This window comes from Pseudomonas sp. NFXW11, assembly GCF_049887815.1.
Lineage (GTDB): Bacteria > Pseudomonadota > Gammaproteobacteria > Pseudomonadales > Pseudomonadaceae > Aquipseudomonas.
Map to the genome: position 1 here is coordinate 1 of NZ_JAGEKI010000008.1, position 20318 is coordinate 20318.

Annotated in this window: 22 protein-coding genes and 1 tRNA gene; 10 read left to right on the forward strand and 13 right to left on the reverse strand. The window is 60.5% G+C overall.

The window, feature by feature from the left end; all coding sequences use genetic code 11:
* From J4P02_RS13865 to J4P02_RS13890, 6 genes are all read right to left on the reverse strand, one after another.
* Positions 1–184, reverse strand: a 184-nt coding sequence (locus tag J4P02_RS13865; RefSeq protein WP_426191106.1) for a flagellar basal body protein, incomplete at its 3' end; no start/stop codon positions are given.
* A gap of 29 nt (positions 185–213) precedes the next feature.
* On the reverse strand, positions 214–942 hold the full coding sequence (gene flgD, locus J4P02_RS13870) for a flagellar hook assembly protein FlgD (protein WP_426191108.1): 729 nt from the start codon (positions 940–942) through the stop codon (positions 214–216).
* A 15-nt stretch (positions 943–957) separates the two neighbouring features.
* Positions 958–1401: a flagellar basal body rod protein FlgC gene (flgC, locus tag J4P02_RS13875; RefSeq protein WP_426191110.1), complete on the reverse strand. Its 444-nt coding sequence runs from the start codon at positions 1399–1401 to the stop codon at positions 958–960.
* A 3-nt stretch (positions 1402–1404) separates the two neighbouring features.
* The gene (gene flgB / locus J4P02_RS13880) at positions 1405–1812 is read right to left on the reverse strand and encodes a flagellar basal body rod protein FlgB (protein ID WP_426191112.1); all 408 of its coding nucleotides are present in this window, start codon (positions 1810–1812) and stop codon (positions 1405–1407) included.
* 252 nt (positions 1813–2064) lie between these two features.
* Positions 2065–2892: a protein-glutamate O-methyltransferase CheR gene (gene cheR / locus J4P02_RS13885; RefSeq protein ID WP_426191114.1), complete on the reverse strand. Its 828-nt coding sequence runs from the start codon at positions 2890–2892 to the stop codon at positions 2065–2067.
* Between the two features lie 44 nt (positions 2893–2936).
* On the reverse strand, positions 2937–3869 hold the full coding sequence (locus tag J4P02_RS13890; RefSeq protein ID WP_426191116.1) for a chemotaxis protein CheV: 933 nt from the start codon (positions 3867–3869) through the stop codon (positions 2937–2939).
* Positions 3870–3944: 75 nt separating this feature from the next.
* Here J4P02_RS13890 and flgA point away from each other — a divergent pair, with 75 nt between their 5' ends.
* From flgA to J4P02_RS13910, 4 genes are all read left to right on the forward strand, one after another.
* Positions 3945–4706 (forward strand): flagellar basal body P-ring formation chaperone FlgA, encoded by a 762-nt coding sequence (flgA, locus tag J4P02_RS13895; protein ID WP_426191118.1) that lies wholly within the window; start codon positions 3945–3947, stop codon positions 4704–4706.
* 152 nt (positions 4707–4858) lie between these two features.
* Positions 4859–5176: a flagellar biosynthesis anti-sigma factor FlgM gene (gene flgM, locus J4P02_RS13900; protein WP_426191120.1), complete on the forward strand. Its 318-nt coding sequence runs from the start codon at positions 4859–4861 to the stop codon at positions 5174–5176.
* A 48-nt stretch (positions 5177–5224) separates the two neighbouring features.
* Positions 5225–5692, forward strand: coding sequence for a flagella synthesis protein FlgN (locus J4P02_RS13905; protein WP_426191122.1), 468 nt, complete (start codon positions 5225–5227; stop codon positions 5690–5692).
* A 96-nt stretch (positions 5693–5788) separates the two neighbouring features.
* The gene (locus J4P02_RS13910; RefSeq protein ID WP_426191124.1) at positions 5789–6535 is read left to right on the forward strand and encodes a flagellar brake protein; all 747 of its coding nucleotides are present in this window, start codon (positions 5789–5791) and stop codon (positions 6533–6535) included.
* A 68-nt stretch (positions 6536–6603) separates the two neighbouring features.
* Here J4P02_RS13910 and J4P02_RS13915 read toward each other — a convergent pair whose 3' ends face one another.
* The 4 genes from J4P02_RS13915 to J4P02_RS13930 all read right to left on the reverse strand — a co-directional run bounded on the left by J4P02_RS13915 (position 6604) and on the right by J4P02_RS13930 (position 11775).
* Positions 6604–7950, reverse strand: coding sequence for an MFS transporter (locus J4P02_RS13915; protein WP_426191126.1), 1347 nt, complete (start codon positions 7948–7950; stop codon positions 6604–6606).
* A 72-nt stretch (positions 7951–8022) separates the two neighbouring features.
* The gene (locus J4P02_RS13920; protein WP_426191638.1) at positions 8023–9264 is read right to left on the reverse strand and encodes a glutamine synthetase family protein; all 1242 of its coding nucleotides are present in this window, start codon (positions 9262–9264) and stop codon (positions 8023–8025) included.
* Between the two features lie 220 nt (positions 9265–9484).
* On the reverse strand, positions 9485–10174 hold the full coding sequence (locus tag J4P02_RS13925; protein ID WP_426191128.1) for a sensor histidine kinase: 690 nt from the start codon (positions 10172–10174) through the stop codon (positions 9485–9487).
* Positions 10171–11775: a tetratricopeptide repeat protein gene (locus J4P02_RS13930; RefSeq protein ID WP_426191130.1), complete on the reverse strand. Its 1605-nt coding sequence runs from the start codon at positions 11773–11775 to the stop codon at positions 10171–10173. The genes J4P02_RS13925 and J4P02_RS13930 overlap by 4 nt, the downstream gene beginning before the upstream one ends.
* A gap of 512 nt (positions 11776–12287) precedes the next feature.
* Between J4P02_RS13930 and J4P02_RS13935 the strand changes: the two genes are divergently transcribed.
* From J4P02_RS13935 to J4P02_RS13945, 3 genes are read left to right on the forward strand one after another with little or no spacing between them, the layout of a single operon-like run.
* Positions 12288–14618, forward strand: a complete 2331-nt coding sequence (locus J4P02_RS13935; protein ID WP_426191132.1) for a hypothetical protein — start codon at positions 12288–12290, stop codon at positions 14616–14618.
* Entirely contained in the window at positions 14609–15841 is a 1233-nt protein-coding gene (locus J4P02_RS13940; protein ID WP_426191134.1) for a hypothetical protein, read from the forward strand. Before J4P02_RS13935 ends, J4P02_RS13940 begins: the two co-directional genes overlap by 10 nt.
* 1 nt (position 15842) lies before the next feature.
* Positions 15843–16508, forward strand: a complete 666-nt coding sequence (locus tag J4P02_RS13945; protein WP_426191136.1) for a DUF1266 domain-containing protein — start codon at positions 15843–15845, stop codon at positions 16506–16508.
* A 20-nt stretch (positions 16509–16528) separates the two neighbouring features.
* Here the strand turns inward: J4P02_RS13945 and J4P02_RS13950 are convergent.
* A tRNA-Arg gene (locus J4P02_RS13950) sits at positions 16529–16605 on the reverse strand.
* 294 nt (positions 16606–16899) lie between these two features.
* Here J4P02_RS13950 and J4P02_RS13955 point away from each other — a divergent pair.
* Positions 16900–17139, forward strand: a complete 240-nt coding sequence (locus J4P02_RS13955; RefSeq protein WP_426191139.1) for a hypothetical protein — start codon at positions 16900–16902, stop codon at positions 17137–17139.
* Positions 17140–17162: 23 nt separating this feature from the next.
* Positions 17163–17342, forward strand: a complete 180-nt coding sequence (locus J4P02_RS13960) for a PA3371 family protein (protein ID WP_426191141.1) — start codon at positions 17163–17165, stop codon at positions 17340–17342.
* On the opposite strand, the gene phnN is transcribed toward J4P02_RS13960, so the two are convergent.
* Entirely contained in the window at positions 17317–17898 is a 582-nt protein-coding gene (phnN, locus tag J4P02_RS13965; RefSeq protein ID WP_426191143.1) for a phosphonate metabolism protein/1,5-bisphosphokinase (PRPP-forming) PhnN, read from the reverse strand. The two genes, J4P02_RS13960 and phnN, sit on opposite strands and share 26 nt — an antisense overlap.
* 379 nt (positions 17899–18277) lie before the next feature.
* Here phnN and J4P02_RS13970 point away from each other — a divergent pair, with 379 nt between their 5' ends.
* Complete coding sequence (locus J4P02_RS13970; RefSeq protein WP_003204761.1) at positions 18278–18604, forward strand: Arc family DNA-binding protein; 327 nt, start codon at positions 18278–18280, stop codon at positions 18602–18604.
* A gap of 109 nt (positions 18605–18713) precedes the next feature.
* On the opposite strand, the gene mgtE is transcribed toward J4P02_RS13970, so the two are convergent.
* Positions 18714–20156: a magnesium transporter gene (gene mgtE / locus J4P02_RS13975; RefSeq protein WP_426191146.1), complete on the reverse strand. Its 1443-nt coding sequence runs from the start codon at positions 20154–20156 to the stop codon at positions 18714–18716.
* Between the last annotated feature and the right edge of the window lie 162 nt (positions 20157–20318).

The following is a 20318-nucleotide window of genomic DNA, read 5'->3' on the forward strand; positions in this document are numbered from 1 at the left end:
ACAAACGCACGCCGTTACCCACTACCTGGGTGCCGCTGCCCAGCTTGGTGGCCGAGTAGACGTCGGAGAACTCTGCGCGGGACGACTTGAAGCCGGTGGTGGCAACGTTGGCGATGTTGTTGCCGGTAACGTCCAGCTGTTTGTTGGCAGCGTAGAGACCGCTAAGGCCGATATTGAAAGACATATTCCACTCCTTGTGCCGGTTAGTCGGCTCTAGATACCAATAGTTTGTACTTTGGACAGGGCGATCGGGCTGCTCAGGCCCGCCAGGTTCAGCATCAACTCACCGCCACTCTGGCTGATGGTGACGCTGTTGACGGTGGCCGGCAGGTAGGTGATCAGGTCAGTGCCCTTGCCATCGATGGTGGTGCTGGCCTTGAAGTTGTAGCTGCCCGGCGCGGCCTTGGTGCCATCGGTCTTGGTGCCATCCCAGACGAAGCTGGCGTTGCCGGCCTTCTGGCTGCCCAGGTCGATGGTCTTGACGGTGTTGCCGTCCTTGTCGGTGATGGTCACGGTGACCGAGCTCACGCTGGATGGCACGGTGACCGAACCGGTCATGCTCTTGCTGGTGTCCACCTGGGCGGAACTGCTCTGGACTATCACCGAGCGACCCACCAAGGACGATGCCTGCAGGGCCTGGGACGACTTGTAGTTGCCCGTGATCGAGTTCACCGAACTGTTGAGGGTGGTGATCCCTTCCAGGGTGGAGAACTGCGCCAACTGGGCAACGAACGCACTGTTGTCCTGAGGATCCAGCGGGTTCTGGTTGTTGAGCTGGGTCACCAGCAGCTTGAGGAACGCATCCTTGCCCAGGGACTGCTTGCCGGTAGCGCTGTTGGTCGCTGCGGCCAGGCCATCGGCGCTGGTGTTGGCGGTCTTTTTCGACGAATTGGCCAGCACATCCTTGAGGGATGGGGCGTTGGTGGTATCAGTAACGCTCATAGGATTCGCCCCTTATCACTGACCCAGGGTCAGGACCTTCTGCATCATGGTTTTGGCGGTATTCATCATTTCAGCGTTGGTCTGGAACGAGCGGCTGGCGGAAATCATGTCGGCCATCTCTTCCACCACATTGACGTTGGGGTAGTAGACATAACCCTTGGCGTCCGCGGCCGGATGGTTTGGCTCGTAACGCGCCTCCAGGTTGCTCTGGTCTTCGACCACACCCAGCACCTGCACGCCCTGGCCTGCCGCATCCTGATTCTGGAACAGCGAATCGCTGCCGCCGGTCTGGGCGCCCTGGAACATGGTGGCAAACACCGGATGACGAGCGCGGTAGGTCTGGTCGATGCTCGACGACACGCTCTCGGCGTTGGCGATGTTACTGGCGACGGTGTTCAGACGGGTGGTCTGAGCGCTCATGCCACTACCGGCAATATTGAAAACACTGGCGAGGGACATGGATTACTCTCCGCGCAGGGCTGCAACCAGCCCTTTGAATTTGCTGTTGAGCAGCGTGAAGCTGGCCTGGAAGTCCACCGAGTTCTGCGCGTAGTTCGATTGCTCGAGCTGGGCATCCACGGTGTTCTGGTCGATCGAGGGTTGCATCGGCGTGCGGTACTGCAGCGACTCGCCGCCACTGCCCAAGCCCTGGGCTTCGATATGCCGGCTGTTGGTCATGTTCAGCGCGAAGGTGCCGTTCTTGACCTTGTCGTTCTGCTCGGCGAGCACGGCAGAGAAGTCCAGATCCCGAGCCTTGTAGTTCGGGGTATCGGCGTTGGCGATGTTGTTGGCCAACACTTCGGCGCGCCTGGCGCGAAAGCCAAGAGCCTGTTCGTGAATACCCAGCGCTTTATCGAAGCTGATGCTCATTGTCGGAAACCTTTGGGTGACCTGATTTTTCGTAACTCGGATTTAGCAAGCTGCGTGCCAACTATTCGAGCCCCGTAAATCAAGGGTTTCCAGACGGTACCCGGGCGGCAATGCCAGAAAAGCGGCAATGGTTTTCCGCGTAGCGCCGGCAAAGCGGCAATCCCCCTGCCGCTATTCGTCACCTGCACGACAAAATCCCGGACATAAAAAAAGAGGCCCGCGGGCCTCCCTTTTCATTGCGGCAACTGCCGGCTATTTCGCCTGGTAGATGATCCCCGGGCTGCACTGCACCATCTGATAATGATCCGGCAGGCCGTTGAGCGCCTCCGACGCCCCCAGGAACAGGTAGCCACCCGGCTTCAGGGTGCTGTGAATGCGCATCAGGATGTCCTTCTTGACCTCGGCCGAGAAGTAGATCAGCACATTGCGGCAGAACACCATGTCGAACTTGCCGAGACTGGCATAGCTGTCCAGCAGGTTGAACGAGCGAAACTCCACCCGGTTCTTGATCGGCGCCTTGACCACCCAGCGCCCCGCCCCCTTGGGGTCGAAATAGCGCTGCAGACGCTCGGCCGACAAGCCACGACCTATGGCCAGGCTGTCATATTCGCCGGTCTTGCAGTTGATCAGCATGGTCCCGGACAGGTCGGTGGCAACGATCTGCACCCCCATCTTCAACTGACCCATGTTGCTGCGCTCGAACTCGTCGATGGCCATCGACAACGAATAGGGTTCCTGCCCGGATGAGCATGCTGCCGACCAGATCCGCAGACGCTGGTTGGGACTGGCCTTGATAGCCTCGGGGAGCACCTTGTTCTTCAACACCTCAAACGGGTAGGTGTCGCGAAACCACAAGGTCTCGTTAGTCGTCATCGCATCTACGACCATCTCGCGCAATCCGCTGCGTGGCTGGCTCTGAATCCGCTGAACCAGTTCTCCCAAGGTTTTTATACCTTGCTGTTCCATCAGTTTGTTGAGACGGCTCGAGACGAGATATTGCTTATTTTCCCCGAGCAAAATACCACAGGCTTTTTCCAGGAAGACCCGGAACTGTTCAAAATCCAAATTACCCGTAGACAATGCTGCCGCCTCTATAAATCTATGTCCGCCAGGGGCCGGTGCCCTCAGCTGTGGTCTGCTGCTTTGATCCGGTCGACTACCCGGGATGCCAGGTCATCAGGACGGAACTTGGCAAGGAAGTCATCGGCACCGACCTTCTTCACCATCGCCTGATTGAACACCCCGGACAACGAAGTATGCAGGATGATATGCAGCTTTTGCATGCGTGGATCACTGCGGATCTCGGCCGTGAGGGTGTAGCCGTCCATTTCGGGCATCTCGATGTCGGAAATCATCATGAGGAATTCCTCTTCCGGCTTCTTGCCCTCGTCGACCAGCTTGCGCAGGTAGTCCAGCGCCTGCCGACCGTCGTTCAACGCCACCACCTCGACCCCAACGGTCTGCAGGCAGCGGGTCACCTGTTTGCGCGCCACCGACGAATCGTCGACGGTCAGCACCCGCAGGGAAACGGCCTTGTGCTGGGTTTCGACATCCACCACGCCGACCGAAATCGACTCTGAAGTCGGCGCCACTTCCGCCAGCACCTTCTCCACGTCGATGATTTCCACCAACTGGTTGTCGACCCGAGTCACCGCCGTCAGGTAATGATCGCGCCCCGTGCCCTTGGGCGGCGGATGGATCTCTTCCCAGTTCATGTTGACGATGCGTTCCACCGAGCGCACCAAAAACCCCTGGGTCTTGGTGTTGTACTCAGTGATGATGACGAACGGATTGCTCTGATCCTGCAACCCGCCAGAACCGGTGGCCATTGCCAGATCCAGGATCGGAATGGTCGCCCCTCGAATATTCGCGACACCGCACACCACAGGACTGGATTTGGGCATCAGGGTCAGCTTGGGGCATTGCAGCACCTCGCGAACCTTGAATACGTTGATCCCATAGAGCTGCCCACCGTCCAGACGGAACAGCAGCAGCTCCAGGCGATTCTGCCCAACCAATTGCGTGCGCTGGTTTACCGAATCCATTACACCAGCCATGCCCAGACTCCCCAAAGCTTTAAGATCCGACGCACGCTCATTGCTAAACGGCACGGCGCTTGCTTTTTAACTGTTATGAACGCCAATACGACATTTTTCCGACGCCTGACATCCCGCACCCGCACACTGCTTTGCGGGCTGTCTGCGCTGTGCCTCTTAAACCCTGGCGGCCCTGCCGTTGCTGATTCGGTTACCCTGCCTGATTTACTTATCGGCGTCACTCAAGGGTTTCTTGAATTCACGGTAGAAGACTACCTGGCTACCAGTCAAACGGAAGGACGCTACGAAATTCAGGTCAACCAGCTGGACCCGCGCATGCACATGCCGGCGTGCGACAAGGAATTGACAGCGAACCTGGAAAGCCCGGCCCAGCCATTGGGGCGGGTCACGGTGAAAGTGCGCTGCGAAGGCGCCTCACCCTGGACCGTGTTCGTGCCGGCCCAGGTCAAGCTGTTCCGCGAAGTGGTCACCAGCGCCCGACCGCTCAAGCGCGCCAATATCATCGAGCCCGAGGATGTCGTACTGCGCGAACGGGACATCAGCCAGAACAATCAGGGCTATCTGACCTCGGTGGACCAAGCCATTGGTCAGAAACTTGTCCGACCAATGGTCGCCGACCAACTCGTCACCCTGGCTCATCTGGAACAGGCCGAAGTGGTTCGCAAGGGCGATCAGGTAGTGATTTCGGCACGCAGCGGCACCTTGAGCGTAAGAATGCCGGGCGAGGCACTGTCCAATGGCGGCATGAGCGAGCAGATCCGGGTCAAGAACCTGAACTCGCAACGGGTGATCAAGGCCCGCGTGACAGCACCGGGACAAGTGGAAGTGGCCATGTAGATCACTGGCGCTCGATCCACTCGCCCCCTAAACTGTGGCCGATAATAGGGTCGCGGATACCAGCGCAGGCTTGTCGACAATCGAGCCTAAAGTTTTTCAGGGTATGGCCGAAAACCAGGCAAGCGTCCAAATACCCAGAGGTTTTTTCAATCATGGTCATCGACTTCAGCCGTTTAAACAGCTCCCCATCACTGACAGGCAGTACGCGTACCAGCACCAGCAAGGAAACCGGCGACGCCGGCAAGTCCGCTGAGCTGAACACCGCGACCCAGACCAGCAAAAGCGGGGAATCGGTACACCTGAGCAATGAGGCTCAACAGTTGCAGAAGATCACTGACAAGCTGCGCGATCAGCCTGCCGTCGACAAAGCCCGCGTGGCCGAGTTGAAGCAAGCCATTGCCGATGGCAGCTACAAGGTCGACAGCAACCGTGTAGCCAGCAAACTGCTTAACTTCGAAGCCCAGCGCTAGCCATAGGCTCGCGCCAGGCTTTTGGACGCTTAATCCCCAAGGCCAGCCATGCACGACACCAATCTACTGCAACTGATCAACGATGATCTTGCTCCAGCTCAACAACTGTTGGAGCTGCTTCGAGCCGAATCCATTGCCCTGCACGGCCGCGACATGCCGCTGCTAGAGGATATCCTGGCGCAGAAGCAGGCCCTGGTCGTCTTGCTGGAACAGCATGGCCGCAAGCGCACGCAGATCCTTGACAGCCTCAACCTGCCAAGCAACCGCGAAGGTCTCGAGCAACTGGCCGGCCACTCGAGCCTGGGCCAGCAACTGCTCGAACAGAGCGCGATCCTGAGTCAACTGTTGGCCGACTGTCAGGCCACCAACGAAACCAACGGTCGCTCGATCCAGATTCAACAAGCCACTACCGCCAACCAGTTGAAAATCCTCAATGGCGGCGAACCTCCAGCTCTCTACGACGCCCGCGGCTCTACTTCGATGCTTGCGAAGCCCCGTGCACTCAGTCAGGCTTAGGCCGCAAAAATGAGTGCGCGCTACCCAGCCGTGAAACATGCTGGCAAAATGCTAGCCTCTGCGTGTAGTTGTATTTTGTCTGGAGATTGATGAACCGTGTTCAACGCCCCAAACGCGGAAGATACTCCGCAGCCACCCAAGGTGCTCACCACTGCGCTGGAGATTTCCTCCAACCTGCGGTTGCTGCAAGAGAGCCACGACCCGCTGATCATCACTTTCCATGAACGCAGCCAGCGCTTCCAAAGTTATGTGACCGAGGTGGACCGCGACAGCAACATGCTCGCCCTCGACGAAATGATTCCTCGCGATGGCGAACGCTTCCTGTTGGCGGGAGAAGCGTTTCGCGTCGAAGGCTTCCATGACGGCGTGCGCATCGCCTGGGACAGCAATGGCCTGCCGACCCTCGACGAATCCGACGGCGGCCGCTGCTACCGCACCACATTGCCGGACGAAGTGGTCTACCACCAACGCCGCAACGCCTTCCGTGCCGCACTGAAACTCTCGCAGCTGGTGGACATCGAACTCGGTGGCGACAAGCTCAAATCGCCACTCACCGGCAAGCTGCTGGATATTTCCGCCACTGGCTGCAAATTGCGTTTTGACGGTGATGTTTCCTCGCGCCTGCAACTGGGCCAGGTCTACGAGCGCTTTATCGCCGCCCTGCCCTTCGGCAGCATGACCGCCCCGGTAGAACTGCGTTACCTGCATTTTGAAGAGCGCATCGACACCACCTTCGCCGGTGTACGCTTCCACAATATGAGCGGCCTGGTCCAGCGCCAGGTCGAGCGTTTTGTCTATCAGTTGCAACGCGAAGCACGGCGTTTCGATAAAGACGACATCTGATCGACACACGCCAATGAAAACGGGCAGTGCCTTGCGGCAACTGCCCGTTTTGCGTTTTCAGGCCCGGGCTATCGCGGCAAGTCGCCACGGTCCATGGAAGACGCTTCTGGCACCTCAGGCTCAGCAGCGGGGGCATCCTGCGCAGGAGCTGCCTGTGTCTGCATCTGGTCATGAACCACCTGCTCGTCCACCCGCGGGTCGAGCGCCGCCACCAGGGGCGAACTGGACATGCTGTCGGGCATCGCCACGTGATGCAGCGGCGCATCGTCCACCTGGTGCAGATTGGTCACGGCCTTAGGCCGGATCCGCCACACCAGCACCAGGGCAAAGAAACTGAAGAAGGCATAGAGCATCTGGCTGCCGAACAGCTTCATCAATACCCCCGCCGCCAATGGGCCGATACTCGCCCCCACGCCATAGGTCACCAGCAGCATCGCCGTCAACGACACCCGCCGATCGCTCTCGACGTGGTCATTGGAAAAGGCCACGGCCAGCGGATACAGGCAGAACTGCACCAGCGAACAGAGGAACCCCAGGCCGAACAACACCTCCAGGGGCACCGTCGGCAAGATCGCCAAGGGCAGGGCCACCACCGCCAGGAACAGAGCGAAACAGCGAATCAGCAACGCCCGGTCATAACGATCAGACAACCAGCCCAGCGGCCACTGCACCACCAGGCCGGCAAAAATGCAGCTCCCCATGAACAGCCCCACCTGCTCGGTGGTCAGCCCCTGCTGCGAGGCGTAGAGCGGTGCCAGGCCATAGAACGAACCGACGATCAGCCCTGAGCCCAGCACGGTACTGAGGGATTGCGGCACCCGCTTGATAAAGAACCGCGGCTCCATCGGTGCCGGCCGCAGGGGCGCCGGGTGAATGCGCCGCGTCATGGCCACCGGCACCAGGCACAGGGCGAAGCACAGCGCCACCAGCATCAGCAATTCCGGCCCCAGGGCCGGGTGCATGACCAGAATCAGCTGCCCCAGCACCAGCCCCAGATACGAAGCAATCATGTAGCCGCTGAACACCAGGCCACGCTGCTTGGCATCCGCCTGCTCATTGAGCCAGCTTTCAATGACCATGTACTGGCACATCATCCCCAGGCCCACGATCATCCGCAGCACCAGCCAGGCTGGCAGCCATTCCACCAGCCCGTGGCCGAGTACTGCAGCGCCGACTATCCCGGCGCAGGTGGCATAGGCGCGGATATGCCCGACCCGGGCGATCAACCGGTGCCCCAGCTTGCCCCCCAGTACCAGGCCGAAGTAGTTGGCAGCCATCAAGGCCCCCACCCACAGGCTGTCGACATGGTCGGCAGCCAGGCGCAGGCCCAGGTAGGTGCTAAGCAGGCCCGAGCCGATCAACATCATCAGCGAGGCGAAATAAAGCGCTCGAAAAGACTTCCAGATTTGGCGCATCGGCGTTCCGGGCGGCTCCTTGAATGAGGTTTCGGGCCCTTGGCAGACAGGGCCCGACCAGCGACGTTGCGGTTATGCCTGGGCCGCCAGCACGCGCCGTTCCCAGGGAGTGATTTCATCAAAGAAGCTGGTCAGCTCCATGGTCTTCGAAGCGATGTAGCCTTCGATGAACTCGTTGCCGAACAGTTCCCTGGCCAACTGACTGCGTTTCAGGCGCTCCAGTGCCGCATGCAGGGTACAGGGCAGTGCCAGGTTGTCCGGCACCTGGAATTCACCCTGGATCGCCGCCGACGGCTCCAGCTCGTTCTCGATACCATGCAAGCCCGCTGCCAGACTCGCAGCCAGCGCCAGATAAGGATTGGCATCGGCTCCCGGCAGGCGGTTCTCCACCCGCCGCGCTACTGGCGAACTGGCGGGAATTCGCAGGCCCGCGGCGCGATTGTCGTGGGACCAGCAGGCATTGTTCGGCGAAGCATAAGGATGGCAGAGGCGCTGGTAGGAGTTCACATTGGGCGCGAACAAGGCGGTGAAGTCCGCCATCCCGGCCTGCAGGCCACCGATGAAATGATGGAACATCGCGCTGGGCTGTCCATTTTCGTCACTGAAAACGTTACGACCGCTACCTATCTCCACCAGGCTCTGGTGAATGTGCATCGAGCTGCCCGGCGTGTGGGCCAGGGGCTTGGCCATGCAGACCACGATCAACCCATGCTTGAGGGCCACTTCCTTGAGCAGGTGCTTGAACAGGAACGTCTGGTCTGCCAGCAGCAGCGGATCACCGTGCAGCAGGTTGATCTCGAACTGGCTCACGCCCATCTCGTGCATGAAGGTGTCGCGGGGCAGCCCCAGGGCCGCCATGCATTCGTAGACCTCCTTGAAGAACGGCCGCAGGCCGTTATTGGAGCTGACACTGAATGCCGAATAGCCCTCCTCCCGTCGCCCGTCCAGGCCGACAGGCGGGCGGAAGGCCTGGGTCGGATCGTCATGGGGAGCGAACACGAAGAATTCCAGCTCGGTGGCCACCACCGGCGCCAGGCCCAGCTGCGCATAACGGGCGATCACCCGCTTGAGCTGACCGCGAGTGGACAGCCGCGAACTCTCGCCACTGAGCTCGTCCGCATCGCAGATGGCCAGTGCCCGCGGAGTCTGGCTCCAGGGCAGGCGATGGATTTGCCTAGGGTCGGCATTGAGCGCCAGGTCGCCGTCGTCGCTGCCGTAGAAACGTGCCGGCGGGTAGCCGCCCATGATGCACTGCAGCAGCACCCCCCGAGCCATCTGCAAGCGCCGCCCCTCGAGGAAGCCCTCGGCGGTCATTACCTTGCCTCGCGGTACGCCATTCAGATCCGCGGTGACGCATTCGATCTCATCAATGCCCGTCAATCGCTCGGCGAGTGAACTCTGGCCATCGGTTGTCATGACTCAATCCTTGTTGTTATACGAGCCGCGAACGGCGACCCGTACAAAATACGCACCACCCGTTCGAGATTTCAAGCAGGCGTGAAGAATTTCGCCGATGGCGTACCAGCGCCCTGACTCAGGGCAGATAGAGCTTGAACAACCCGCCGCCCAGGGGGCCGCCATTGCTGATCCGGGTGTGTCCGCACACGCCGTTGCGCTGATGCAGCCCGGCGATGCGCCCGGCAAAGTACAGCCCGAGCCCGGTGCTGCCGCTGCTCTGATTGATGCCCTGCACATATTCCTCCTGGCGCTCGATCATCGCCTGGGGATAGCCAGCACCGTCATCGTTGATCGACAGCACCATCTGCCCCTCTTCGTCACTGACACTGATCAGCAGCGCATGCCGCGCATAGCGCAGTGCATTGCTGATGCAGTTGGCCAGCACCGAGGCAATCAATTCACGATCGAAGAAACCCAGCGGGCTCAGGGGGTCGACCTCGTAGGTGGCCGAGATGCCACGACTCTTGAACACCTCCTGGTGGCTCACCAGCTGTGCTTCGATAAAGTCATCCAGCTCGTGATAGGCCGGCTGCAGCGGCAACTGGTTGACGCCCAGCTTGTACAGCCCCAGGAGCTGCACCAGCATGCCGTTGAGGTGCATGAAGTGGTAATCGATCACCCCCTGCTCGGGCGCCTGCTGCGCCTCGGGCAGGCGCGCCAGCCATTGTGCCTGGGCCTGCATCAGCATGGCCAGGGAGTTTTTCATGTCATGTACGGTGGAGGCGATCACCGTGGAAAAATCCAGCGCCCGTTGCTCTTCGTTCATTCGCCAAACGCCTTGCTTCGCAGCTTCTGATAACGCGGAAAACGCGCGTCGGTATCGGGCATCATGCCCACCATTTTCAGGCACACCCGGCATTCTTCCAGGAGCGCCGCATCCGGATTGGCATCTGCGCCGTGCAACAGCGACTGCGCCATGTTCAAGGCAATACTGATGTTCTTGGGCTGCATCGCCAGCGCCTTGCGGAACAGCTCCCGAGCCTCGGCCAGGTTGCCCCCCTTATAGCTGCGCACACCCTGGCGGTTGATGTCGGCCGCCGCATTGGAAGAGCTGAGGATAGTCGGGTCGTCGGTGAGCTTGGCAATGTTCTGCATGACCTTGGGGTCATCGCCATAGATCTCCGCGCAGTTCTTCAACATCGAGGCACCGGCACTGGCCTGGCCGAGCATCTGCAGTTGCTTGGCCACCAGCAGTGCCGCCTCGGGACTCATGAACTGCTCCATGTCGTCCAGGCGCAGCAACGCCTGCTCGGTGAGCTTTTCTGCGGTTTCCGCATCATTGAGCAACAGGCTGGTGGCTTTCATCAGTCGTGCGCGAATCTGCAGGCCCGGGTCCGCCGGGTTTTCCTTGGCCACCGCGCTCAGGGTCTGGTTGATTTCCAGGCGGGTACGGGTATCCAGGCCTTTTTCGCTGCCCTTGCTGATCAGCGCATGGGCCAGGCCAAGGTTGCTTTCCGGGTCCTTGAAGCGCGATTGCGCCCCCTGGGACACCGCCTGGCGATAGGCCCTGGAGGCACTGTCGAAGTCTTCGTTGGTCATCGCCAGCTTGCCCAGCAGGGCCTGGCGCCGCGGGGCCAGGGGCGACAGCCGTACCGCTTCTTCCAGCACGCTCTGGGCGCGCTTGGTATCCCCTTCAGCCACCAACACATCGGCCAAGCCATCGTAGAGCCCAGGCATCATCGGGAAAGCCTTCAGGGCTTTTTCGTATACCGCCTTGGCTTCGGTAATTTGCCCGCGCTTGAACAGCAGGCGCCCCAGCCCGACATAGGCCCAGGGCAATGGACGGTCGGCCAGGATGCTGTTGTACAGACGCTCCAGGGGCTCGTTCTGATGCATGTCGCGCAGGGCATCGGCACGGTAGCGCAGGCACAGCGGTGCATAGCGCGGGTCTTGCTTGCACAGAGTGACGCAGGCGTTGAGGACTTCCACCGGCTTGCCCCGGTCCAGGGCCTGGAGGATCGGCTTGAGCAGGGTCTTGCGCTGCTCCAGACGCTCCAGCCGCTGGGCCAGACCGGAACGGTTGAAAGGCTTGGTCAGGTAGGCGTCGGGCTCATGCTCAAGGGCACTGAGCACCATGGCCTGGCTGGTCTCGGCGGTCACCATGAGGAATACGCTCTCATGGCTGATGAGCTTTTCCAGCATCAGGTCTTCCAGCACCTGCTGGCCGTTTTTCTTGCCATCACCCAGGTGATAGTCCTGCAGGATGAAGTCGTAGCGCTTTTGCGCACACATGCGCAGGGCCTGTTCGCCGGTGTCGGCGGTATCCACATCCTTGACGCCCAGCTCACGCAACATCGAACGCACCGAACTGCGGTAGTCCGAGAAATCATCGACGATCAAAAAGCTCTTTTGGTGGTACGCCAGCATCGAAGATTCCAGGCAAGTAAGAAGATCAATCCAGAGACACGAGGAACCGCCCGGCTTCGCAGCCCTTTCGGCGCGCAGATAATAGCTGCTGGCCACGGGCTATCAAGCACTTTGCGGTCGGCCTGTGATGCAGGTCGCCGCTTGGGAACACAATTGTCCACTGGAGTTATCGGCCGGGTTCGGCATTCCCTTATAGGGATCGGGCAGCATTTGCCCCTGACCAGCTTCCGTTGTCAGCCAACGCGAAAAAAAGCCCTGAAAAGCGGCCGGTTCGAGGCGCAAAATCTTGGATTCTGTAATACCAACTGATAGCGTGCGCGCCTCAAGCCCTGATGGTTTCCGGCAATGTTTCCCCCTGTACCGGGTCGGCCAGGAGAACCCATCACACAGGCTTGCCACCCCGAGTGTCGAAGGATCGGCAAGGCGCCCGGGGCTGGTATCGACGATGGCAAGTGCCGGTCAGCCAGACAGCGCACCTCAGGTGCGCAAGTCATTATCGAATGGAGTTAAGGATGGCGCAGGACAGCAGTGCAGTAACCGGCATCGAACTGGAACAGTTCATGGATCGCCTCGACGCACAACAGCAAGAGCAGGAGCACGACAACCTGCTGGTCCAGTTGCAGGCGCAGCCACTACGGGCCGACTCCCTGTCTTCCATCGACCGCCTGCACAGCCTGTGGATGCAAGCCGGTGACTGGCCCGCAGCCCGCGCGGTGATCGACCGCGACGGCGATGCCCTGCTGCAGGCGGCCGCTGAGGCGGATCGCGCCGAACTGGCGATGAACCTGGCAATCATGCGCCTGCGCATCGCCCACTTTATCGACGACGAGGCGACCCTGCTCAGCGTGCTCGACCAGCTCGACCAGATGGCCACGCAGAGCCTGGACTTCGACGTCGAGCATTATCGCCGCTACCGGATCTTCGACGAGATGGAACATGGCAGCGTCGCCGTCGCCCTGAAAACCATCGACGTGCGATACGCCCTGACCCTGATCAACCCGGAGCGCGCCGCAGTACGTGCCTGGGATGCCGCCGACCAGCATCGGCGGCGAGCCATGGTACTGGCCGCCCATCAACAGGACGAAGAAGCCCGCGCCGCGGCCCTGGAGGCAGTCAATGCGATTCGCAGCGCCGGCCCCGACCAGGACATCGACGAAGGCGACTGGCTGTGGCTGGGCAACTCGCTGATCGAGATCCTCCCGCTGCGCCTGGCGCTGTTCGAACAACCCATTGCCCAGCTCACCGCCGGGCTTTCGCTGCCCAAGCGCCGTGAGTGGGAAGTGCGCAGCGCCCGCCTGGCTGCCCGCGCCCTGCATGCCCAGGGCGACCTGGCCGGCGCCTTGAAGGCCTGTCACGCCGCGGCCCTGAGCCTGGACTCCGACGGCAGCAACAACTTCATCGAATTCGAGCTGCCCTGGCTGATAGAGGCCGGGCGCATCGAAGAAGCCGGGCATCGGGCCTTTATCGACCTCTATGACCAGCAGAACGAGATATGGTCGGGTACGGCCCGGCTGATCCTCAAGCGCCTGCAAGACCCTGAGGACGACAATGCCTGGTGGCCGATCTGCGTGATGCGTGCCTGCATCAACCCGGAACTGTTGCAGGCCTTTCTCTGCGAGCTGCCGGCCGCCGATCCCGATGTGCCGGCCGCCACCCCCTTGCTGGCCACCCTTTATGCGGCGATGGACGACCTGCAACTGCTCGATTCGCTGTTTGCCCAAGCGCGCGCCGAAGCCCTGCGTCGATCGCCGCAGCACCCGTGGATCAACCGCCTGGCAGCGGTGCATGATGGCGAGCGCGAGCTGATCGATGCGGCCACTGAAGTCCGCCTGTTGCAGGAGGCGATCCAGGCGGGCCGATTGCAGGACAATCGCAGCGCCTTTTCGCTACTTGCCGCCCAGATCAAGAACCTGGGGGTAGTCGAAGCACTGAAACAACCGAAGCCGCTCCTGGGCAGCGGCAGGTACGCCTACAACTATGCCCTGAGCATCGAGAATCTGGTCGAAGCCGAAGCCAACAAACTCTCGGGCGCGCCTCAGGATGAAGCCTACGCCTTGCTGCGCGAAGCGCAGAAGGATGCCTACGAACAGGGCCAGGCTCATATGGAGCGCTATTTCGCCACGGGCAGCGGCCATCCGTTCGACGCCTCTGCGCACCTGTACTCCATGCTGTGCAACAACCTGGCGATCAACTATCGCTGCTACAACGACCAGGACCGTTTCCAGGATGCCGTCGAGCTGCACCTGCGGGGCATCGCCGCCAGCTCCTTCGCCGAGCACTATCATGGTGTGCTCAGCTCCCGTATAGCCCAGGAAGATCAGCCCGGCATCACCGAAGCGGCAGAGCAGTTGTGGCACTACGCGATGGACCATGGCTACAGCCGCCACAACCCGGATGACTACATAGGGTCGGTGGCTTACGCCCTGTACTCCCTGGATCGCGACAGCGAAATCCTGATCTGGCTCGAACGCCTGCTCAAGTGGCAGACGGACCAAGGGATAAGCGACCCGCAACTGGACAGCTCGGCGCTGTTCGCCCGGATCAAGGTGGCGCGCTACCTGGCCCACGCCCACCCGGACAACGCCGACAGCCTGTGGCAGCGCTATGAACCGCTGGTGCTGGCCATGAATGAAGTTTCGGTGACGTCGGTATCGGTGGATTTCCTCAAGGCTCGTGGCCGTATCGCCGAAGCCATCGACTACTGCACCCGAACCCTGGCGCTGTGTTCCCCTGACGTGGAATACGACGTGCAATGCCGGGCCCGCACCGAGCAGATCCTGGCCGAGCTGCGGGCGCCGCAACAGCCGGCCAGCAAGAAAAGCTGGTGGCAGATATGGAAGTAACCAACGAACAACGCAGCTCCAGCTACGCGCCGCGCAACCTGCTCAATGCCGACCAGCTCAAGGCCGGCATCCAGCAGCGCAGCCAGCAACGCGGCGATGAGGCGCCCGTGCAGGGTTGGCTGCTCAATCACTTCTATCGGCATCTGGTGGGCAATTTCGAGCCCGCCCGGCAGATCCACAGCCTGGAAGACGCCGCTGTGGCCTTGGCCAGCGATGCCCTGCCGGCCTGGGTGAGCGGGTATTTCAAGGCTGCCGCCAAATCCCCGGACGGGGACACCGCGGCCCAGCTGGTGTGGATCGATCCCCAGGAACCGCAGCTGCTGCAGCAGGAAGCCCGGCTGGTGGAATTCCTCACCTCACGCAAGGGCACCGCCCTGGAAGGCAAGCTCGAGCGCATCACCTGCCCCCAAGCCCTGGCGCTATGGGAAAAGGAACATGCGCAGATGGCCGTGCGGGTCGAGCAGGGCTGGCGCCAGAGCTCGAGGGAGGCCTTGACGACAGTCCTGGCCGGCCCTGGCCACAACTGGGTGGAATTGCGCCCGGAGAGCCCACTGCTGCGCGCCGAAATGGCCTTTGAAAGCTATGTGATGCGCCATTGCCTGGGGCAGTTCGCCAACCGCAGGGAATTGCTTGGCGGCTATGGCGAGCGCTATGCCGAGGCCGTTGAGCAACACAATATGCGCGTGTTCAGCCTGCGCGACGCCCAGGGCCAGCCCCATATCACGGTCAGCCTGATCATCCAGGAAGACCGCACGCTGACCGTAGAGCAAGTCAAGGGCAAGCAGAACCGCCCGCCGGTGGAGCGCTACTTCCAGGACGTCCTGCAACTGCTCAATTCCCTGGGAACCGATTCACAGACGCCGGCCGACTGCATCGCCATCGGCCTGGTGCGTACCGAAAGCGGCTGGCTGCGTATCGAGGAGGTCAGCGACGCCCAGGCCCAGACTCGCCTGGTGGCTCGCTACCCGCAGCTGTATCGGCGCCTGGAGAAGCCCTCGGCCATGGTCGAATGGCTGGTGGCGGCGCGACAAGCCGAACTGCTGCAGGAGCTGCCACCACAGGCCCCCACAGTCGGCTACGCCACCCGTCATCTGTACAAGAAAAGCCCCTGGCCGCAGCGCCAGGCCGACGATCCGCTGTACCACACCGAAAACATGCCCTGGAAGGACCTGTCCCCGCACCTGGCGCAAGCAATAACAACCTGGCAGGGCCGAGGCCGCTGATATGCACATCTTCACTCTGTTGCTGATCCTGGTCGGTGCCTGGATCGGCTGGCGCAGCTTCACGCGCCCCAACTCCAGCTCGCTGCTGGTGTTCAAGCCACGCAAGCGCTGGGCACTGACCCTGGCCCAACCCATGGTCGATGCCACGGGCATGACCGGCTTCTTCGACCCCGACACCACGCATTTCATGGATCAGGCGATCACCACCCTGCGGACGCCGTTGCTGCACCAGATCGGCTTGCGCAGCAACGCCACGGACGAGGAAGTGCGCACGCACCTGAACGGCACCCTGGAACGCCAGTGGTTTCGGCTCGACCTGCACAGCCTGAACGCCACCGATGAGCCACAAGCGGCCATGGCCTTCGCCTGCGTGCGCTGCGCCTTTCTGGTCCGCTGCGCGATGCTGATGAACTGGATCGAACCCGAGACTGGATGGCGCATTCTGCTGCTCAATGCCCAGCGGGCCCAAGACTGCTTCGATGGCTGGGAAGCATTCGGCAGGGCCTTTATGCTCGGGCGCCAGCAATGGGTCGGGGCATTTCGCGCCGACTCGCTGGGGAAAGCCTTCAATGAAGCCAGCCTGAGTCGATTGCTTGCGCCTGGCAGCGGGGTTTGGGCGGCAGTGGCCTGGCAGGGGCTGCCGGCGCTCTGTCCACAGCAGGATTGAAGCTGCGAGAGGGGAATGGATGGTGTCCCAGGGCAGGTTCGAACTGCCAACCTTCCCCTTAGGAGGGGGATGCTCTATCCAATTGAGCTACTGGGACAAACAAGCGGCGCCTGATGCTGCACGGCGCAAAGAACGGCGTGCATGTTAACGGCCAGGGGCGCATTTGTCATGTGATCCATAGGGCTTTTTGCACCTGCTGCTACGCCCACTCCCGACGGCTCGAGAGCGCACCGTGCAAATTGCATCACTGCAAAAAGCCATCATTGCAAAATGCAATTGAGCCATTGCTTGATAGCAAAATAAATTGCTGTTTTTAAAGGATTTAATCGAAAATAGAGGCTTGGCACGCGGGCTGCTTTCCCCAGTGGAAACAACACCAAGGAGATACAGCATGAACAGTGCCCTGTTGCTCTTGAATGCGACAGCCGTCGCCGTATTGATGGCCTTGCACTTTCAACCCGCAGGCCAGGCCATCTCTGCCAGTTCGCTCAGCCTCCATTACAGCCCGCGCCAGACCGCGCAACTGGCGGTCATGAACCAGCCGTTCGAGCCCAGCCTGCTGAGCCAGTCCGCGCAACCGTCGCCCCAGCAACAACCAGCCGCCGCATCCGCCGAACGCTGGGTATTTTGAGATCCGGATTCCAGGAGTCACCCATGTCCACCGCAGCCAAAAGCCTGCTTGTCCTGACACTGCTCAGTGGCATCGCCAGCCTATCACTGCCTGAAGACCCCTTCGGCATCGCAGCGCTGATCGTCAGCGGTGCACTGTTCAGCCTGTTTCTGCTGGCACTGATCGCCGGCCGCAAGATCAAGTTCGATCCGGTACTGCGCTGAGCCCGTGCTCACGCAAGATCGATAGCAGGCGCTCCAGGGTCTGTTGCAGCGCTGTAGAGTTGTCCAGACGCACCACCTGCTCCTCATCGAGCCAGGCGGCGCTGACGAACTGCTGGTTGCGCTGCAGGCGGTTGTCGATTTCCGCCAGGCTTTCCCTGGCTCGGCCCAGTAATCGGTGACGCAGCACTTCGGTATCCACCGTCAGGACAATCGGCAGCAAATCGGGATAACGATTCCGTGCCTCGGGCAAATACCCTCTGGAACCATTGACCAGGACATTGCGCCCCGCTGCCAGCCATTGATCGATCGATACAGGAATGCCATAGCCCAGGCCATTGGCAAACCAAGCCAAGGCAAAATCGCCCTGGGCCATCCGTCGCTTGAACTCTTCGGCCCCGACTTCAATTGCATCCTCGCCCACCGACTCCGCGGAACGAGTGATCACCCTGCGTGCAACCTCACAACCCAATGCCCGCAAAGGCTCTCGGGCTACATCGATCAGGCTGTCCTTGCCGGCCCCTGAAGGGCCCATGAGGTAAATCAGCCTACCCGGCATCAATCGAGGTTCCGCACTGTACAATTAGTAATTCGGCCATTTGCCACTATCCTCTATCAGGTAGGGATCAGGTTACTCACCCGCATAGCATGCACCCTCGCCGATGCACTGACACTCCCGCAGGATGGGAGAATGCGGCCAACAACGCGGACCCGGCGATCTTTTCAAACCAGTCCGCATTTCTGATAATTGGTGCTGGCATAACGCCTTTATCCAGTTCAATATTTGTCACAGAATTGACGCCAATCATCTGGCTACCTTGAGGCATGATGCGGGCCTCTTAACAATTCAGGTTGAACATTTGGCATTCAGGCTTGTCCTAAAAAACAGCCCGCGGCCAATTCCGAGAACCGCTCCCCTGAACTAACCGGTTAAATATATGCGCCCATTGAAACAGGCAATTTATTCCAGCCGTACGGCTGACAAGTTCGTCGTACGTCTACCAGACGGGATGCGTGAACGCATTGCCGAGGTGGCTCGCAATCATCACCGCAGCATGAACTCCGAAATCATCGCGCGCCTGGAACAGAGTCTTATTCAGGAAGGCGCCTTGGGTGAAGAGTTGAGCATGCGCCTGGACAGCCCCGAGCTGTCTCTGCATGAACGCGAACTGCTTCAACGTTTCCGCCAACTCTCACATCGCCAGCAGAACGCTTTGGTCTCGCTGATCGCCCATGACGCTGAAATGGCCGCAGACGCCACCTGATACCACCCCGAATACTCGAGCCAGCTTCAATAGCTGGCTTTTTTTTGCCTGCGCCAAATGCAACGAAGCGCCATAAAGGCGCTTCGTGGGTCAACCGATCGGCAATGGCTCAGAGCAGGAAGATGGTTGCCAGGCCAAGGAAGATGAAAAATCCGCCGCTGTCGGTCATGGCCGTAATCATTACGCTGGCCCCCATTGCCGGGTCGCGCCCGAGGCGCGCCAGGGTCATGGGTATCAGCACCCCCATCAGGGCCGCCAGCAGCAGGTTCAAGGTCATGGCAGCCGTCATCACCACCCCCAGCGACCAACTGCCATAGAGCATGTAGGCCACCGCACCGATCACCCCACCCCAGACCAGACCGTTGATCAAGGCCACCGCCAGCTCCTTGCGCATCAAACGCGAAGTGTTACCGGTGCTGACCTGATCCAGCGCCATGGCCCGCACAATCATGGTGATGGTCTGGTTGCCCGAATTACCGCCAATGCCCGCAACGATCGGCATCAGCGCCGCCAATGCCACCAGTTTTTCAATCGAACCTTCAAACAGGCCAATCACCCGAGACGCCACGAATGCGGTGATCAGATTGATCGCCAGCCAGGCCCAACGGTTGCGCAACGATTTCCAGACCGAAGCGAAGATGTCTTCTTCTTCGCGCAGACCAGCCATATTGAGGACTTCGGTCTCACTTTCCTCACGAATCAGGTCGACCATTTCATCGATGGTCAAACGCCCGATCAACTTGTCGTTCTTGTCGACCACCGGGGCCGAAATCAGGTCGTAACGCTCGAATGCCTGGGCCGCATCGTAAGCGTCCTCATCGGGATGAAAGCTCACCGGGTCGCTGGCCATGACTTCCGCGACCTGTTTTTCCGGATCATTGACCAGCAGTCGCTTGATCGGCAGCACGCCCTTGAGCACACCGTCGTAATCCACCACGAAGAGTTTGTCGGTATGCCCAGGTAGCTCCTTGAGACGGCGCAGGTAACGCAATACCACTTCAAGACTGACATCCTCACGGATGGTCACCATCTCGAAGTCCATCAGCGCACCGACCTGCTCCTCGTCGTAGGACAACGCAGAGCGAACCCGCTCACGCTGCTGGCCGTCAAGGGCCTCCATCAGCTCATGGACGACGTCTCGCGGCAGCTCAGGGGCCAAGTCAGCAAGTTCGTCGGCGTCCATCTCCTTGGCGGCAGCCAGGAGCTCGTGATCGTCCATGTCGGCGATCAGGGTTTCTCGAACGGAATCGGATACTTCAAGAAGAATGTCGCCATCGCGCTCGGCCTTGACCAGTTGCCAGACGGTCAGACGCTCTTCCAGAGGCAAGGCTTCGAGGATATAGGCGACGTCGGCAGAGTGCAGGTCATCGAGCTTGCGTTGCAGCTCGACCAGATTCTGCCGGTGGACCAGGTTCTCTACCCGGTCATGGTGATGGCCTTCCTGACGATGAGTCAGGTCTTCGACCACCCGTTGGCGCTGCAGCAGCTCAACGACTTGAGCCAAGCGATCCTGCAGGCTTTCCTGGGTTTTCTTTACTTCTACTTCGGTCATAGGCGAACTCCACTCCCAGCAGCGGAGCACGCCGGAAGGATCAATCAGTCAGTTCTTGATTGTGAAAACGGGATACTGAGTAACTACTGGGTAAGTCCATGGAGATATTCCACAAGCCCCGGCGGGGCTGACGGGCGCAATCATACACCGCTTGACGGTTTA

Excerpts from the sequence above, each read along its gene's own strand:
- J4P02_RS13955 (WP_426191139.1), top strand. The coding sequence starts at position 16,900 with ATGAACAGTGCCCTGTTGCTCTTGAATGCGACAGCCGTCGCCGTATTG.
- J4P02_RS13935 (WP_426191132.1), top strand. The coding sequence starts at position 12,288 with ATGGCGCAGGACAGCAGTGCAGTAACCGGCATCGAACTGGAACAGTTC.
- J4P02_RS13960 (WP_426191141.1), top strand. The coding sequence starts at position 17,163 with ATGTCCACCGCAGCCAAAAGCCTGCTTGTCCTGACACTGCTCAGTGGC.
- flgM (WP_426191120.1), top strand. The coding sequence starts at position 4,859 with ATGGTCATCGACTTCAGCCGTTTAAACAGCTCCCCATCACTGACAGGC.
- flgD (WP_426191108.1), bottom strand. The coding sequence starts at position 942 with ATGAGCGTTACTGATACCACCAACGCCCCATCCCTCAAGGATGTGCTG.
- J4P02_RS13930 (WP_426191130.1), bottom strand. The coding sequence starts at position 11,775 with ATGCTGGCGTACCACCAAAAGAGCTTTTTGATCGTCGATGATTTCTCG.
- flgC (WP_426191110.1), bottom strand. The coding sequence starts at position 1,401 with ATGTCCCTCGCCAGTGTTTTCAATATTGCCGGTAGTGGCATGAGCGCT.
- J4P02_RS13940 (WP_426191134.1), top strand. The coding sequence starts at position 14,609 with ATGGAAGTAACCAACGAACAACGCAGCTCCAGCTACGCGCCGCGCAAC.
- J4P02_RS13970 (WP_003204761.1), top strand. The coding sequence starts at position 18,278 with ATGCGCCCATTGAAACAGGCAATTTATTCCAGCCGTACGGCTGACAAG.
- J4P02_RS13905 (WP_426191122.1), top strand. The coding sequence starts at position 5,225 with ATGCACGACACCAATCTACTGCAACTGATCAACGATGATCTTGCTCCA.
- mgtE (WP_426191146.1), bottom strand. The coding sequence starts at position 20,156 with ATGACCGAAGTAGAAGTAAAGAAAACCCAGGAAAGCCTGCAGGATCGC.
- flgA (WP_426191118.1), top strand. The coding sequence starts at position 3,945 with ATGAACGCCAATACGACATTTTTCCGACGCCTGACATCCCGCACCCGC.
- flgB (WP_426191112.1), bottom strand. The coding sequence starts at position 1,812 with ATGAGCATCAGCTTCGATAAAGCGCTGGGTATTCACGAACAGGCTCTT.
- J4P02_RS13925 (WP_426191128.1), bottom strand. The coding sequence starts at position 10,174 with ATGAACGAAGAGCAACGGGCGCTGGATTTTTCCACGGTGATCGCCTCC.
- J4P02_RS13915 (WP_426191126.1), bottom strand. The coding sequence starts at position 7,950 with ATGCGCCAAATCTGGAAGTCTTTTCGAGCGCTTTATTTCGCCTCGCTG.
- J4P02_RS13945 (WP_426191136.1), top strand. The coding sequence starts at position 15,843 with ATGCACATCTTCACTCTGTTGCTGATCCTGGTCGGTGCCTGGATCGGC.
- phnN (WP_426191143.1), bottom strand. The coding sequence starts at position 17,898 with ATGCCGGGTAGGCTGATTTACCTCATGGGCCCTTCAGGGGCCGGCAAG.
- J4P02_RS13890 (WP_426191116.1), bottom strand. The coding sequence starts at position 3,869 with ATGGCTGGTGTAATGGATTCGGTAAACCAGCGCACGCAATTGGTTGGG.
- J4P02_RS13920 (WP_426191638.1), bottom strand. The coding sequence starts at position 9,264 with ATGACCGCCGAGGGCTTCCTCGAGGGGCGGCGCTTGCAGATGGCTCGG.